This is a genomic window from Massilia sp. AB1 (genome assembly GCF_018119385.1).
In the GTDB taxonomy this organism is placed as follows: Bacteria; Pseudomonadota; Gammaproteobacteria; order Burkholderiales; family Burkholderiaceae_D; genus Telluria.
The window spans coordinates 80,190-95,665 of the sequence record NZ_JAGKSG010000011.1; the positions used below are offsets into that span (position 1 = coordinate 80,190).

Here is a 15,476-nt window from a genome sequence, read left to right on the forward strand (position 1 = left end):
GGTCTCGGCCCCTGAAAATTGCTAGTATAAGTGCCGCAGGTGACAAAGGGATAAGGGGAGAGGCTGTAATGCAACAGTTCGCTGAAGAATGTTCGAAGGAAGCCGGGAATCCGCACGATCCCTACCTGTGGCTCGAGGAGATCGACGGCGAACAGGCCCGGGCCTGGGTCGCCGGGCGCAATGCCGAGTCCGAGGGCGAACTCGAGAGCCGACCCGGCTTCGCCCCGCTGCGCGAGCGCCTGAAGGCCATCCTCGACTCCCGCGAAAAGATTCCCTACGTCGGCGTGCACGGCGGCCTGTGCTACAACTTCTGGCGCGACGCCGATCACGTGCGCGGCATCTGGCGCCGCACCACCCTCGCGCAATACCGCCAGCCCGAACCGCAATGGGAAACCGTGCTCGACCTGGACGAACTGGCCAGGTTTGAGAACGAGAACTGGGTCTGGGCCGGCGTGGCCTGGCTGGAACCGCACGGCGACCGGGTGCTGGTCTCGCTCTCGCGCGGCGGCGGCGACGCCCACGAGATGCGCGAGTTCGACCTGGACGCCTGCAGCTTCGTCGCGGACGGCTTCTTCCTGCCCGAGGCCAAGAGCGACGTCGCCTGGATCGACCGCGACACCCTGTTCGTCGGCACCGATTTCGGCCCGGGCAGCCTGACCGAATCCGGCTACCCGCGCATCGTCAAGGAATGGAGGCGCGGCACGCCCCTGGAGAGCGCGCTCACCGTCTACGAAGCCGGGGAAGACGACCTGGCGGCATCAGGCCACAAGGACAGCACGCCCGGCTTCGAGCGCGAGTTCGTGCAGCGCCAGATCGGCTTCTATACCAGCGAACTGTTCCTGCGCCGCGGCGGACAGCTGGTCCCCGTGCCCAAGCCGCTCGACGCCAATGCCTTCACGGTGCGCGGCCAGCTGGTGATCGAGCTGCGCTCGGACTGGCAGCCGGGCGCCCTGCTCTACCCGCAAGGCGCGCTGCTGGCCACCGATTTCGAGCGCTTCATGCAGGGCGGCCTGGACTTCCAGCTGCTGTTCACGCCCACACCCGAGACCTCGCTCGACGGCGTCGCGGTGACCCGCGGCGCCCTGCTCCTGACCATCCTCGACAAGGTCAAGAACCGCGTGGTCGAGCTGCGCCACGTGGACGGGGACGGCGGCTGGCAGCGGCGCGAAGTCGCGGTGCCGGGCATGGGCGCGCTCGGCGTGGCGGCCCTCGACCCGGACGAATCCGACGAGTTCTTCCTGACCGTGACCGATTTCCTGCACCCGACCACGCTCTACCTGATGCGCGTGGGCGAAGACGGACGCGAGCCGCTCAAGGCCATGCCCGCCTTCTTCGACGCCCATCCCTATACGGTGGGCCAGCACGCGGCGCGTTCGCAGGACGGCACCATGGTCCCGTATTTCGTGGTGATGAACCGCGACACCAAGCTCGACGGCGCCAACCCCACCCTGCTCTACGGCTACGGCGGCTTCGAGGTGGCGCTCAAGCCCTTCTACAGCGGCTTGACGGGCGCGGCCTGGCTGGACGCGGGCGGCATCTACGTGCTGGCGAATATCCGCGGCGGCGGCGAGTTCGGCCCGCGCTGGCACCAGGCGGCGCTCAAGCAGCACCGCCAGCGCGCCTTCGACGATTTCATCGCCGTGGCCGAGGACCTGGCCGCGCGCGGCCTGACCAGCCCACGCCACCTGGGCATCATGGGCGGCAGCAACGGCGGCCTGCTGGTGGGCGCCGCCCTCACCCAGCGCCCCGAGCTGTTCGGCGCCGTGGTCTGCCAGGTGCCGCTGCTGGACATGCGCCGCTACCACGAGCTGCTCGCCGGCGCCTCGTGGATGGGCGAGTACGGCGACCCGGACGACCCGGCGGAATGGTCCTACCTGGCGCGCTATTCGCCCTATCACAACGTGTTCGCGCACCGGCACTATCCGCGCGTGCTGTTCACCACCTCGACCCGCGACGACCGCGTCCATCCGGGCCACGCGCGCAAGATGGCGGCGCGCATGCTGGAGCAAGGCCACGACGTGCTGTACTGGGAAAACACCGAGGGCGGACATGCGGGCGCGGCCGACAATGCGCAGACCGCACGGATGTATGCCTTGACGTATACCTTCCTGCTGGAACAGCTGCGCTGAAGGGCCTTCTTTCGAGCGATGTCACTACACTATCAGCTCTGCTAGGTGGCGGCGGGGCGGGACGGTGGAATACTTCTTCCTGTTGTATTTAACGTTTCTTCAGGAAAGGAAGTACCATGGCAAACGATCTGATGTGCGACGCGCTGGCGGCCGAACTCCAGGCCCAGCAAGTAGTACAACAGGCCGCGGGGGCACTGCGCATGGCGCCGCACGAGCTGCGCCGCCTCCGTATCAGCAAGCGCGAAAGCCAGGAGAAGTTCTGGAGCCGCTTCGGGGTCACCCAGTCGAGCGGCAGCCGCTTCGAAACCGGCCTGGCGATTCCCGCCCCGGTTGCAATCCTGCTGCGCCTCTATATCAACGGTAAGCTTAACGATGGGGATCTTCAGGGCTGATGAGGCCGAGGGCGATCGCTTTGACGACCGCCTGCTGGCGAGTGTTGACGCCGAATTTTTGGCGCACATTCGCCAGGTGAAAATTGACGGTCGCTTCGGAGCAGGTCGTAATGCGGGCGATTTCCCAAGAAGACTTACCGGCCGCCACCCATTGCAGTACTTCCAGCTCGCGCCGCGTTAGCCGCGGAGCACTTTCCTGCCGGGATTCCTGAACCCGGAACTTCGCCGACGAGGCGAATGCGTAGTCGCGGATCAAGGACAGGCCAGGCAGCACTTCGGCCACCGATTTGTGGAAGGCCTCGTCCGGCTCCGCATCCGACGCAAAACTCAGCACGCCAAACTCACCCTGCGGTCCATGGACCGGCAGGGTGACGCCGCTGCGAATCCCGAATTCACTCGCCTCTTCATACATCGCGCGCTGGGCCGGCTCCGCGAAGGTCGCAGGCTCCCAGACGATCGGCAGGCTGCTGGTCATGCAGTGGCCGACCACCGGGTCGAACTGGGCGAAGCCCTTGCGGTCGTAGCGTTCGCGCCACTCCGATGCATAGTTACTGCGCAAAAACGCCGAGTCGAAGCGGCTGTGCCGCGAATTGGCGACGCCGTACAGGACGCGGTCGAAGCCCTGACCGCGCGCCAGCTTGAACAGCAGGTCGGACCAGGACAGGACGTCGCGGCAGTGCATCATCTCGGCAAGTGAGGCGGTATCGATCATGGAGGCGGACTCGGTTATGACACGGTTAGCTATGCAACACCGCTATGCTAGTTGACTTCCCCCCCTTAAAGATTCACGAAAATTAACAACCCAGAAATAATTTTCTAATATAGGCCTACAACCTAAAGTTATTGTTGTAGTAAAGACACAACGGATTCACCAATCGTGCGCCGTCCACTTTGCGCTTTCGGGTACGCTCGCCCGGATTCGCGTCTGAACATTTCAATATTGCAAGTTTCATTCTGAAAATGTTAAAAGCTCAACAGCAACGCTTGACTTGGGCAGACACAAGAGTATCTTTTCACCGTTGAATTTGTAACAGTCCGCAGGCCGCCTGCACCTGCCGATCCCTCTCTTCTAGGAAACAAGGATTTAGTCGATGAACACGATGACCGATATGGGCGAACAGCTGGACGTCAAGTTGCTGCTGAACACCCTGATGGCACTCAAAAAGGGCGACTTCTCTGTTCGTATGCCCTCCGACTGGACGGGCGTGTCCGGCAAGATCGCCGATACGCTGAACGACATCATCGAAACCAAGCAGAAGATGGTCGAGACCGTGACCGAAGTGTCGCGCGTGGTCGGCCGCGAGGGCCACCTGACCCAGCGCGCGGACCTGCCGGGCGTGGTGGGCGGCTGGAGCACGATCATCAGCTCGGTCAACACCCTGATCGACGACCTGGTGCGCCCGACCACCGAGATGGCGCGCGTCATCGGCGCGGTGGCGAAGGGCGACCTGTCCCAGACCATGGCGCTGGAGGTCGACGGCCACCCGCTGAAGGGCCAGTACCTGCGCGCGGCGATGACCGCGAACACCATGGTGGAACAGCTCTCCTCCTTCTCCTCCGAAGTGACGCGCGTGGCGCGCGAGGTGGGTACCGAGGGCAAGCTGGGCGGCCAGGCGCAGGTGAAGGGCGTGGCCGGCACCTGGAAGGACTTGACCGACTCGGTGAACTCGATGGCGGGTAACCTGACTTCGCAGGTGCGTAACATCGCGGAGGTGACCACCGCGGTGGCGAACGGCGACTTGTCCAAGAAGATTACCGTGGACGTGCGCGGCGAGATCCTGCAGCTGAAGGACACCATCAACGTCATGGTGGACCAGCTGCGTTCCTTCGCATCCGAGGTGACGCGCGTGGCGCGTGAGGTGGGTACCGAAGGCAAGCTGGGCGGCCAGGCCTACGTGCCTGGCGTCGCGGGCACCTGGAAGGACTTGACCGACAACGTGAACTTCATGGCGTCCAACCTGACGGGCCAGGTGCGTAACATCGCGGCGGTGACCACCGCGGTGGCGAACGGCGACCTGTCCAAGAAGATTACCGTGGACGTGAAGGGCGAGATTCTCGAACTGAAGAACACGATTAACGTCATGGTGGACCAGCTGTCCTCCTTCGCATCCGAGGTGACCCGCGTGGCGCGTGAGGTGGGTACCGAGGGCAAGCTGGGCGGCCAGGCGGTCGTGAAAGGCGTCGCGGGCACCTGGAAGGACTTGACCGACTCGGTGAACTCGATGGCGGGTAACCTGACCGGCCAGGTGCGTAACATCGCGGACGTGACCACCGCCGTGGCGAACGGCGACTTGTCCAAGAAGATTACCGTGGACGTGAAGGGCGAGATTCTCGAACTGAAGAACACCATCAACGTCATGGTGGACCAGCTGAACTCCTTCGCATCCGAAGTGACCCGCGTGGCGCGGGAAGTGGGTACCGAAGGCCGCCTGGGCGGCCAGGCGAACGTGCCCGGCGTCGCGGGCACCTGGAAAGACTTGACCGACGGCGTGAACTCGATGGCGGGTAACCTGACGGGCCAGGTGCGTAACATCGCGGAGGTGACCACCGCGGTGGCGAACGGCGACCTGTCCAAGAAGATTACCGTGGACGTGAAGGGCGAGATCCTGGAGCTGAAGAACACCATTAACGTCATGGTGGACCAGCTGTCCTCATTCGCATCCGAGGTGACGCGCGTGGCGCGTGAGGTGGGTACCGAAGGCAAGCTGGGCGGCCAGGCTTATGTGCCAGGCGTCGGCGGCACCTGGAAAGACCTGACCGACAACGTGAACTTCATGGCGTCGAACCTGACGGGCCAGGTGCGTAACATCGCGGCGGTGACCACCGCCGTGGCGCGCGGCGACTTGTCCAAGAAGATTACCGTGGACGTGAAGGGCGAGATTCTCGAACTGAAAGACACCATCAACGTCATGGTGGACCAGCTGTCCTCGTTCGCATCCGAGGTGACGCGAGTCGCCCGTGAGGTGGGTACCGAGGGCAAGCTGGGCGGCCAGGCGAACGTGTCGGGCGTGGCCGGCACCTGGAAAGACTTGACCGAGAACGTGAACCAGCTGGCGGCGAACCTGACCAACCAGATGCGCGCCATTGGCGAGGTGGCGACCGCGGTGACCCGCGGCGACCTGTCGCGTTCGATTCAGGTGGAAGCGCGCGGCGAGGTGTCCTACCTGAAGGACAACATCAACGAGATGATTCGTAACCTGAAGGAGACCACGCAGAAGAACGCGCAGCAGGACTGGCTGAAGACCAACCTGGCGCGCTTCACCCGCCTGCTCCAGGGCCAGCGCGACCTCCAGGCCGTGACCAAGCTGATCCTGTCCGAACTGGCGCCGCTGGTCTCGGCCCACCACGGCGTGTTCTACATGATGGATTCGCAGGAATCCGACGCACGCCTGCGCATGATCGCCAGCTACGGCTACCGTTCCAGCCGCAAGCTGCCGACTTCCTTCCTGCCGGGCGAAGGCCTGGTGGGCCAGTGCGCGCTGGAGAAGACCCGCATCTGGCTGACCGACGTGCCGCGCGACTACATCGTGGTGTCCTCGGGCCTGGGCTCGGCGCCGCCGAACAACATCGTCGTGCTGCCTATCCTGTTCGAGCAGCAGGTCAAGGCGGTGATCGAAATCGCGTCGCTCGACCGCTTCACCGAAACCCACCTGTCCTTCCTCGACCAGCTGATGGAATCGATCGGCGTGGTGCTGAACACCATCGAGGCGAACAGCCGTACCGAATCGCTGCTGACCCAGTCGCAGTCGCTGGCGCAGGAACTGCAGCAGACCAACCAGGAACTGGCGGAGAAGGCGCGCCTGCTGTCCGAGCAGAACATCGAGGTGGAACGCAAGAACCGCGAGGTGGAACAGGCGAAGCTGGCGCTGGAAGAAAAGGCGACCCAGCTGGCCCTGTCCTCCAAGTACAAGTCCGAGTTCCTGGCCAATATGTCGCACGAGCTGCGTACGCCCTTGAACTCGCTCCTGATCCTGGCGCAGCAGCTCTCGGATAACCCCGAGGGCAACCTGTCGGCGCGCCAGGTGGAATTCGCGAAGACCATCCACGGCTCCGGTTCCGACCTGCTGACCCTGATTAACGACATTCTGGACCTGTCGAAGATCGAATCCGGTACCGTCACCCTGGACGTGTCGGAGTACCGCTTCTCGAACCTGCGCAACTACGTGGACCGCACCTTCCGCCACATGGCGGAAGCCAAGCACCTCGGCTTCCAGGTGGACCTGGCGGACAACCTGCCGACCGCCCTGATGACCGACACCACGCGCCTGCAGCAGGTGCTGAAGAACCTGCTGTCGAACGCGTTCAAGTTCACCAGCCACGGCAACGTCGCGCTGACCATCAGCCTGGTGGCCAGCGGCTGGACCGCCGACCACCCGAACCTGGTGCACGCCGACGCGGTGCTGGCCTTCTCGGTGCGCGACACCGGCGTGGGCATCCCGTCCGACAAGCTGCAGCTGATCTTCGAGGCATTCCAGCAGGCCGACGGCTCCACCGCGCGTAAATATGGCGGCACCGGCCTGGGCCTGTCGATCTCGCGCGAACTGGCGCGCCTGCTGGGCGGCGAAATCCGCGTCGAATCGACCGTCAACGTCGGCTCGACCTTCACCCTCTACCTGCCGTACAACCGCGCGGGCTTCATCAACTACGAACAGACCCGCCAGCCGCAGCCGGCCCGCCTGGCGCCGCCGGTGCAGCAGCCGCCGGCGGCCCAGCTGCCTGCCGCCCAGGAGCATGCCGACAGCGCGGCGGTCGAGGTGCTGGACGCCTCCGGCGCCGTGATCGAATACGCATCGATGGCGGACGACCGCGGCCTGGTCACCCCGGGCGACCCGTCGGTGCTGATCGTGGAGGACGACGAGCGCTTCGCCAAGGTGCTGCTCGACTTCGCCCGCGAGAAGAACTTCAAGGGCATCGTCACCCACCGCGGCGACTCGGCGCTGTCGCTGGCGCGCGACTACCTGCCGTCGGCGATCCTGCTCGACATCGACCTGCCGGACATCGACGGCTTCACGGTGCTCGACCGCCTCAAGCGCGACCCGAACACCCGCCACATCCCGGTGCACGTGATGTCCTCGCTGCGCGAGCGCGAGCGCGCACTGCGCCAGGGCGCCATCTCGTACATCAACAAGCCGGTCGGCCGCGAGCAGCTGCAGGAGGAATTCAAGCGCATCCAGAAGTTCCTGATGGGCGGCAAGCGCAGCCTGCTGGTGGTGGAAGACGACATGGCCCAGCGCGAGTCGATCGTTTCCCTGATCGGCAACACCGACATCCACATCGTCACCGTGGAAGACGGCAAAGGCGCGCTGGAAGCGCTGGAGAGCTCGCACTTCGACTGCATGGTGCTGGACCTGACCCTGCCGGACATCTCGGGCTTCGAGCTGATGGACAAGATCAGCAAGAACGAGCGCCTGCGCGACCTGCCGATCGTGATCTACACGGCCAAGGAACTGTCGCGCGCCGAAGTCACGAAGCTCAAGCGCTACGCCAAGACCATCGTGATCAAGGACGCCCGCTCGCCGGAGCGCCTGCTGGACGAGACGGCGCTGTTCCTGCACCGCTCGCAGGCATCGCTGCCGGAGACCCAGCGCCGCATGCTGGAAGAGATCCACGCGCTGGACGGCGGCCTGGCTGGCCGCAAGGTCCTGATCGTCGACGACGACCTGCGTAACATCTTCGCGCTGTCCACCCTGCTGGAGCGCCAGCAGATGCAGGTGCAGTTCGCCGAGAACGGCCGCGACGGCATCGAGGTGCTGGAGAGGGACCCGAGCATCGAGATCGTCCTGATGGACATCATGATGCCGGAGATGGACGGCTACGACACGATGCGGGCGATCCGCCGCATTCCGAAGTTCCGTTCGCTGCCGATCATCACGCTGACCGCGAAGGCGATGAAGGGCGACCGCGACAAGTGCATCGCCGCCGGCGCCTCGGACTACATCACCAAGCCGGTGGACGTGGCCCAGCTGCTGTCGATGATGCGCGTCTGGCTGCACTGATGGCTGCGTGCATGGAGCCATCTTGGATGCAATGACCGGGTTCGCCACCCTTCAGGCGACCGAGGATCTCGAGATCGAATTGCTGCTGGAAGCCCTGTTCCAGCGCTTCGGTTTCGATTTCCGCGGGTATGACAGGAATCTGCTGCGCAGGAAGCTGCTGGCGCTGCTGCGCCAGCGCGGATTGGCCACGGTGTCGGCGCTGCAGGAAAAGGTGCTGCACGAGTCGGGCGCGGCGCTGGCCGTGGTGCGCACGCTGGCGGTGGCCGGCGCGCCGCTGTTCGACCGTCCCGACTGGGTGCGGCGCCAGCGCATCGCCCTCGGCGACAGCCTGCGTCCCACCGCCCTGCCCCGGGTCTGGCTGGCCGAGCCGGCCGGCGTGGGTGAGGCCTGGACCCTGGCGATCCTGCTGGCGGAAGAAAAGCTGTACGCGCGCACCCAGGTGTTCGCCACCCTGGCCAGCGACGAACTGCTGGCCGAGCTGCGCGACGCCACGGTGCCGGTCGCCCAGCTGGCCGAGTTCCAGCCGCAGTACGAGCAGAGCGGCGGTACCGGGCGCCTGGCGGATTACTTCGAAGTGGCGAACGGCGAAGCCCGCCTGCTGCCGCGCCTGCGCGAGCGCATCACCTGGGCGCAGTACAGCCTGGTCACGGACGCCTCGTTCAACGAGTTCCACGCCATCGTCTGCTGCCGCGCCCTGTCCGACTTCGGCCCGCTGCTGCGCCAGCGCGTGCTGCGCCTGTTCCACGACAGCCTGGCGCTGTTCGGGGTGATGGGGATCGACAAGGAGCTGGGGGCGAGCGATGCGTTTGTGGAGGATTACCAGCGGCTGTTCGAGGATGCGGCCTGGTATAAGCGCGTCAGGTAAGCCTGACACTTCTGGCCCGCAGCTCTTGAACCGTGGGTGCCCCCCCGGGGGGGGGGGGGGGGGGGTTTTTTTGGGTTTTGGGGGGGGCCCCCCCCCCCCCCCCCCACCCCCCCCCCCCCCCCCCCCGGGGGGCCCGCCCCCCCCCCCGCCCCCCCCCCCCCCCCCCCCCCCCCCCCCCCCCCCCCCCCCCCCCCCCCCCCCCCCCCCCCCCCCGGCGGCCGCGGCGCCCCCCCACCCCCCTGGGGGCTAAAAAACCAAAAAAAAACCCCCCCCCCCCCCCCACCCCCCGGGCGCCCCCCCCCCCCCCCCCCCCCCCCCCCCCCCGGGGGGGGCCCCCACGGTTCTATTTTGCGGTTAGGCTGGCTCCAACGCCGCACTCCCCTGCTCCGCCATCCACGCCTCCACCTTCTCCGCGCACCTCGGCGCCAGGTGCAAGCCCAGCTTGGTCCGCCGCCACAGCACATCCACCGCCGTCCGCGCCCACTCCTCGCGCATCAGGTAGCGCAGCTCCGCCTCGTACAAGCCCGTCACCACCTCGGCCCCGAGGTCCTCGAGGCAAACCGCCGCCCCGATCAGCCGCTCCACCCGCGTCCCGTAAGCGCGCGCATAGCGCAGCGCCAGCGGCGCCGGCAGCCAGGCATGGCGGCGCTGCAGGGCCGCCACCCAGCGGTCGAATTCCAGCACGCCCCGGCTGTCCGGCGCGGGGCCGAACAAATCCCCGCCCGGCAGCACCGCTCCCGCGGTCCAGGCCGGCGTGGCGCACCCGAGGGCCGGCCCGATCCAGTCCAGCACCTGCTCGGCCAGCTTGCGATAGGTCGTGATCTTCCCGCCCAGGACGGACAGCAGCGGCGGCCCGTCCGCATCCTGCTCCAGGTAGTAGTCGCGCGTCGCCGCGGCCGCGCTCTCGGCCTCGTCCTCCAGGATCGGGCGCACGCCCGAATAGCTCCACACCACGTCTTCCGGCTCGAGCTGGCGCCGGAAGTAGCGGTTGGCCAGCTCGCACAGGTAGCGCTTTTCCTGCGCGCCGATGCTCGCATCGCCCGGATCGCCCTCGTAGTCGACGTCGGTGGTGCCGATCAGGGTGAAGGCGCCCTCGTAGGGAATCGCGAACACCACCCGCCCGTCCGGATGCTGGAACAGGTAGGCGCAGGAGTGGTCGAACAGGCGCGGCACCACGATGTGGCTGCCCTTGATCAGGCGCAGCTTCCGGTGCGGCGCCACCGCATTGGCCTGGCGCGCCAGCCGTCCGGCCCACGGCCCGGCGGCATTCACCAGGCCGCGCGCCTTCACCTTGATCGGCCGGCCGTCCGCGACCAGGGTGGCGTCCCAGTGGCCGACGCGGCGCGTGAGCTCGCTGCACAGGGTGCGCGGCAGGATGGTGGCGCCGCGTTCGCGCGCGTCGATGGCGTTCAGCACCACCAGGCGCGCATCGTCCACCCAGCCGTCGGAATACACGAAGGCGCGCGTAAACTCGGGTTTCAGGGGCTGTCCGGCGCGGTGCGCGCCCAGCTCGACCGTTTCCGAGGCCGGCAGGAATTCGCGCGGGGCCATACGGTCGTAGAGGAACAGCCCCGCGCGGATCAGCCAGGCGGGCCGCTGGCCGGCGTCCTGGGGCATGACGAAGCGCATCGGCCGCATGATGTGGGGCGCGCTGCGCAGCAGGGTCTCGCGTTCCAGCAGCGCCTTGCGCACCAGGCCGAACTCGCGGTGCTCCAGGTAGCGCAGGCCACCATGGATCAGCTTGCTGGACGAGGAGGACGTGTGCGCGCCCAGGTCGTCCTTCTCGCACAGCAGCACGCGCAGGCCGCGCCCGGCCGCATCGCGGGCGATGCCCACGCCGTTGATGCCGCCTCCCACGACCAGCAGGTCGCATTCGATCGTCTCTTTCATCGCCGCCTCCATGCCACGCGCCGCTGCGCTCATCCGGCCCAGTGTAGGAGCCCACGCAAGAACCGTGTTTGCATGGATCAATTATGCGAAGAATCTGCGTCGCCGTGTGTAAAATCGACACATGCACAACCCATCCCACCCGGCCGCCCTTGCCACGACGCGTGCCTGGGTCCGCATGCCCTCCGGGCGCCGGCTGGACCTGCTCGATCCCACGCCCTTCGACTGGGACGACGCCGACCTGGCCCTGGGCCTGGCCCGCACCTACCGCTGGGGCGGCCACTCGGCCTGGCCCCTGCCGCTGTCCGTGGCCCAGCATTCGATCACGGTGATGCTGCTGCGCCGCGCCGCCGGCCCGGCCATCTCGCCCCTGGAGGAATTGCGCGAGCTGCTGCACGACGCCGAGGAAGGCCTGCTCGGTTTCGATGCGATCTCGGTCATCAAGCCCTTCCTGGGCGAGGCCTTCCGCGACCTGACCCGGCGCCTGGAGCACGCGGTCTTCCTGCGCTACGGCCTGCCGGCCTGGGATGCGCGCTCGCATGCCGCGCACAAGCGCGCCGACCGCCTGGCGGCGGCCACCGAGGCCGTGCACGTGGCGGGCTGGTCGATGGACGAAGTGCGCCGCACCCTCAAGATCCGCGCCGCCGTGCTGACCGACGACCCGTTGGCCGAGCGCTACGGCTGCCGCCCGTGGGAACCCTGGCCGCCGGCCCTGGCGAGCGAACGATTCCTCGCCGAACTCGAGCGCCTCAAGCATGCCGTCCACGCCGCTTGAGCCCATCGCGCGCGCCGCCGCGCTGCTGCGGGACGCCGACGGCCTCCTGATCGCGGCCGGCGCCGGCATCGGCGTCGATTCCGGCCTGCCCGACTTCCGCGGCGCCGCCGGCTTCTGGCGCGCCTACCCGGCGCTCGCCCAGCGCAGGATGTCCTTCCACGAGATCGCCTGTCCGGACACCTTCGACAGCGACCCGCGCCTGGCCTGGGGTTTCTATGGCCACCGCCTGGGCCTGTACCGACGCACCCTGCCCCATGCGGGCTTCGCGCTGCTGCGCGCCCTCGGCGAACGCATGGCCCACGGCAGCTTCGTCTTCACCAGCAATGTCGACGGGCAGTTCCAACGCGCCGGTTTCGCGGACGACCAGGTGGCGGAATGCCACGGCTCGATCCACCACCTGCAGTGCACCCGGCCCTGCTGCGACGCGATCTGGCCGGCCGAGGGCTTCCAGCCCCAGGTCGATGCGGCGCAGTGCCGGCTGGTGTCGCCGCTGCCGCACTGCCCGCGCTGCGGCGCGTTGGCCCGGCCGAATATCCTGATGTTCTACGACGGCGCCTGGATCGATGCACGGACCGCCGCGCAGTTCGAGCGTTTGGCGGCCTGGCGCGCGGGCGTGACGCGGCCCGCGGTGATCGAACTGGGTGCGGGGACGGACATCCCCTCGGTGCGCCGCTTCGCGGAATCGCAAGGCGTGCCTGTCGTACGGATCAATCCGCGCGAAGCGCAGGTGCGCGACGGCGTCGCACTGGAAATGGGCGCGCTCGCGGCCATGCAGGCGCTGGCCTCCGCGACCGGGCTTGATCTAGCGCAACAATGAAAGCTAAGTGGCTGATTTCATTCAGGCTTTTGGCCTATCCACAAGAAATGTGGATAAGTATGTGGAAAAGCGGCACTTGACAAGCCGCAAGGGCACTACTGATGCGGGTTTCAACAAAATGCCCGTTCTACAGGCAAAAATAATGCCCAATAAAATCAGTCACTTGCACGTGCACCACTTATAAGCAGCTCATCCGTATGCGGTCCAGTCCTACAAAAATGATGAATCGGGGATAAGTCGCCAATCTGCTGTCATCTTTCGTCATTTCCACGCGTTCCTGGCCCGCTCGCGCACGAGCATGCGGACGCTCTCCGGAACCGGCCGGCGCACCTCGCGCTGCTCGGCATTGAGCCAGGCGCATTCCTCGAAATGCTTGAGCATGGCCGGGGTAATGAAGCGGGTCCGGGCCGCATACACATGGCGGTCGCCCATCTGCGCCTGCTGCTTGATGAAGAAACGGTTCGGCACCACCAGGTGCAGGTGCTCCTTCGCCCGCGTCATGGCCACGTAGAGCAGGCGGCGCTCTTCCTCGATGTCGTCCTGGCTGCCGGTGCTCATGTCCGAGGGAATGCAGCCGTCCACCACGTTCAGCACGTGCACGGACTTCCATTCCTGGCCCTTGGCCGAATGGATGGTCGACAGGATCACATAGTCCTCGTCCAGCAGCGGCGGGCCGGCGCGGTCGCTGGTCGCTTCCGGCGGGTCGAGGGTGATCTCGGCCAGGAAGGCTTCGCGGCTGCCATGGCCGCCCGCCAGCGCCGCCAGCTGCTCCACGTCGGCTGCGCGCACTTGCGCATCGTCGTGCATGCGTTCCAGGTGCGGCAGATACCATTGCTTGACCAGTTCGATGTCCGCCGGCCAGCGCAGGCCGGGCGTGCGCAGGCGCCGGTACAGGGCCACGAAGGCGTCCCAGTCTTCCTTGCTGCGCGCCGGCACCGCGAAGGCTTCGCAAGCCGCCGCCGGATCGGTGCTTTCGCCCACCGCATCGAGCAGGCGGCTGGCGGTGGCCGGGCCGATGCCCGGGATCAGCTGGGCCACGCGGAAGCCCGCCAGGCGCCCGCTCGGGTTCTGGGCGAAGCGCAGCACGGCCAGCACATCCTTGATGTGGGCCGCTTCCAGGAACTTCAGTCCGCCGAACTTCACGAAGGGAATATTGCGGCGCATGAGTTCGAGTTCCAGCGCCGCGCTGTGGCTGGCGGCGCGGAACAGCACCGCCTGCTGGGTCAGGGCGACGCCGGCCTCGCGCTGCTCCAGGATCCGGTTGCAGACCCAGCGCGCCTGCTCGGCCTCGTCGGGAATCAAAACCAGCTGCGGCTTCATGCTGGAGGCCTTGTCGGTCCACAGGGTCTTGGCATGGCGCTCCAGCGCGCCCGCGATCACGGCGTTCGAGGCGTCCAGGATAGGCTGGGTGGAGCGGTAATTGCGCTCCAGGGTGATCAGGCGGGCCGGCTGGCTGAACTGCTGCGGGAAGTCGAGGATGTTGCGCACCGTCGCCCCGCGGAAGGCATAGATGGACTGGGCGTCGTCGCCCACCACCATCACGCCCTGCCCGCTCGGCTTCATGCCGGCCAGGATGGACGCCTGCAGGCGGTTGGTGTCCTGGTATTCGTCGACCAGCACGTGGTCGAACAAGGCGCCCAGCTCGGGGCCCAGCTCGGGATCGGCCGCCATCTCGGCCCAGAACAGCAGCAAGTCGTCGTAGTCCAGCACGTTCTGTTCCTGCTTGGCGTCGACGTAGGCGCCGAACAGGGTCTTGAGCTGGGCCTCCCACTCGCTGCACCAGGGGAAGAAGGCTTGCAGCACGTCGTCCAGCGGCGCGCGGCTGTTCACCACCCGCGAGTAGATCGACAGGCAGGTGCCCTTGAGCGGAAAGCGCTTTTCCGTCTGCGACAGGCCGATCTCGTGGCGCACCAGGCCCATCAGGTCTTCCGAATCGCCGCGGTCGTGGATGGTGAAGGATTCGTCCAGGCCGATCCGGCCCGAGAACTCGCGCAGCAGGCGCGCGCCCACGGCGTGGAAGGTGCCGGCCCAGGGAAGGTCGACCTGGGTCTGGGCGCCGGACTTGCCGAGCAGGCGCTGCAGCACGCCGCCGGCGCGGCGCGTCATCTCGCTGGCGGCGCGGCGCGAAAATGTCAGCAGCAGCATGCGTTGCGGGTCGGCGCCGGCCTGGATCAGGCGCGCTACGCGATGCGCGAGCGTATTCGTCTTGCCCGAGCCCGCGCCGGCCACCACCAGCAGCGGACGCGGCGTTTCGGCGCCGATGTCATGCTCGACGGCCGCCCGCTGCTCGGGGTTGAGCGCGGCGAAAGGATCGTCTTTGGTGGGCGTGAGGACGGCGGACATTGGTGGGCGGAGCTGGAAAATGCCATACTGTACATTTATCCAGTCCTGTTCAGCAAGAGGGAATTTCAGACAGGAACGATTCAGTGCGCATGTGTCGTGAAGGTTTACATGCACAAAGCGGCCTAAGTATTGGAAAAATCTAAACTTTTCCGGATATCCACAAAGTCTGTGGAAAACACTGTGGAAAAACGGGGGCTTGACACGCCAAACGCGGCCAAACATGCGGGTTTCAACAATTTGCCTATTGGGAAGGCAGTGTGGTTAACCACGAA

At 66.6% G+C, this 15,476-nt stretch carries 10 protein-coding genes; 7 read left to right on the forward strand and 3 right to left on the reverse strand.

Annotation, left to right across the window (positions count from 1 at the left end; all coding sequences use genetic code 11):
• The first annotated feature begins 68 nt into the window (after positions 1–68).
• Together J8847_RS09020 and J8847_RS09025 are read left to right on the forward strand one after the other, a co-directional pair.
• Positions 69–2,129 carry a prolyl oligopeptidase family protein gene (locus J8847_RS09020; protein WP_211524357.1) on the forward strand — a complete coding sequence of 687 codons (2,061 nt, stop codon included), beginning with the start codon at positions 69–71 and terminating at the stop codon, positions 2,127–2,129.
• Positions 2,130–2,245: 116 nt separating this feature from the next.
• Positions 2,246–2,521, forward strand: a complete 276-nt coding sequence (locus J8847_RS09025; protein ID WP_211524358.1) for a DNA-binding transcriptional regulator — start codon at positions 2,246–2,248, stop codon at positions 2,519–2,521.
• Here the strand turns inward: J8847_RS09025 and J8847_RS09030 are convergent.
• Positions 2,496–3,233, reverse strand: coding sequence for a LuxR family transcriptional regulator (locus J8847_RS09030; protein ID WP_229429625.1), 738 nt, complete (start codon positions 3,231–3,233; stop codon positions 2,496–2,498). The genes J8847_RS09025 and J8847_RS09030 overlap by 26 nt on opposite strands.
• 379 nt (positions 3,234–3,612) lie before the next feature.
• On the opposite strand from J8847_RS09030, the gene J8847_RS09035 reads away from it, so the two are divergent.
• The 3 genes from J8847_RS09035 to J8847_RS09045 all read left to right on the forward strand — a co-directional run bounded on the left by J8847_RS09035 (position 3,613) and on the right by J8847_RS09045 (position 9,632).
• Entirely contained in the window at positions 3,613–8,517 is a 4,905-nt protein-coding gene (locus J8847_RS09035; protein ID WP_211524359.1) for a response regulator, read from the forward strand.
• A 31-nt stretch (positions 8,518–8,548) separates the two neighbouring features.
• Positions 8,549–9,382 (forward strand): CheR family methyltransferase, encoded by an 834-nt coding sequence (locus J8847_RS09040; protein ID WP_211524399.1) that lies wholly within the window; start codon positions 8,549–8,551, stop codon positions 9,380–9,382.
• Between the two features lie 70 nt (positions 9,383–9,452).
• Positions 9,453–9,632, forward strand: a complete 180-nt coding sequence (locus J8847_RS09045) for a hypothetical protein (RefSeq protein WP_211524402.1) — start codon at positions 9,453–9,455, stop codon at positions 9,630–9,632.
• A 104-nt stretch (positions 9,633–9,736) separates the two neighbouring features.
• Here the strand turns inward: J8847_RS09045 and glpD are convergent, their stop codons facing one another.
• A complete protein-coding gene (gene glpD / locus J8847_RS09050) occupies positions 9,737–11,272 on the reverse strand; it encodes a glycerol-3-phosphate dehydrogenase (protein WP_211524360.1) in 1,536 nt (511 codons plus the stop codon).
• A 121-nt stretch (positions 11,273–11,393) separates the two neighbouring features.
• On the opposite strand from glpD, the gene J8847_RS09055 reads away from it, so the two are divergent.
• Together J8847_RS09055 and J8847_RS09060 are read left to right on the forward strand one after the other, a co-directional pair.
• The gene (locus J8847_RS09055; protein WP_229429946.1) at positions 11,394–12,044 is read left to right on the forward strand and encodes a phosphohydrolase; all 651 of its coding nucleotides are present in this window, start codon (positions 11,394–11,396) and stop codon (positions 12,042–12,044) included.
• A complete protein-coding gene (locus tag J8847_RS09060; RefSeq protein ID WP_211524361.1) occupies positions 12,025–12,861 on the forward strand; it encodes a Sir2 family NAD-dependent protein deacetylase in 837 nt (278 codons plus the stop codon). The genes J8847_RS09055 and J8847_RS09060 overlap by 20 nt, the downstream gene beginning before the upstream one ends.
• 261 nt (positions 12,862–13,122) lie before the next feature.
• Here the strand turns inward: J8847_RS09060 and J8847_RS09065 are convergent, their stop codons facing one another.
• On the reverse strand, positions 13,123–15,204 hold the full coding sequence (locus J8847_RS09065) for an ATP-dependent helicase (RefSeq protein WP_211524362.1): 2,082 nt from the start codon (positions 15,202–15,204) through the stop codon (positions 13,123–13,125).
• Between the last annotated feature and the right edge of the window lie 272 nt (positions 15,205–15,476).

Coding starts and splice junctions, on each gene's coding strand:
- J8847_RS09020 (WP_211524357.1), top strand. CDS start 69: ATGCAACAGTTCGCTGAAGAATGTTCGAAGGAAGCCGGGAATCCGCAC.
- J8847_RS09025 (WP_211524358.1), top strand. CDS start 2,246: ATGGCAAACGATCTGATGTGCGACGCGCTGGCGGCCGAACTCCAGGCC.
- J8847_RS09030 (WP_229429625.1), bottom strand. CDS start 3,233: ATGATCGATACCGCCTCACTTGCCGAGATGATGCACTGCCGCGACGTC.
- J8847_RS09035 (WP_211524359.1), top strand. CDS start 3,613: ATGAACACGATGACCGATATGGGCGAACAGCTGGACGTCAAGTTGCTG.
- J8847_RS09040 (WP_211524399.1), top strand. CDS start 8,549: ATGACCGGGTTCGCCACCCTTCAGGCGACCGAGGATCTCGAGATCGAA.
- glpD (WP_211524360.1), bottom strand. CDS start 11,272: ATGAAAGAGACGATCGAATGCGACCTGCTGGTCGTGGGAGGCGGCATC.
- J8847_RS09055 (WP_229429946.1), top strand. CDS start 11,394: ATGCACAACCCATCCCACCCGGCCGCCCTTGCCACGACGCGTGCCTGG.
- J8847_RS09060 (WP_211524361.1), top strand. CDS start 12,025: ATGCCGTCCACGCCGCTTGAGCCCATCGCGCGCGCCGCCGCGCTGCTG.
- J8847_RS09065 (WP_211524362.1), bottom strand. CDS start 15,204: ATGTCCGCCGTCCTCACGCCCACCAAAGACGATCCTTTCGCCGCGCTC.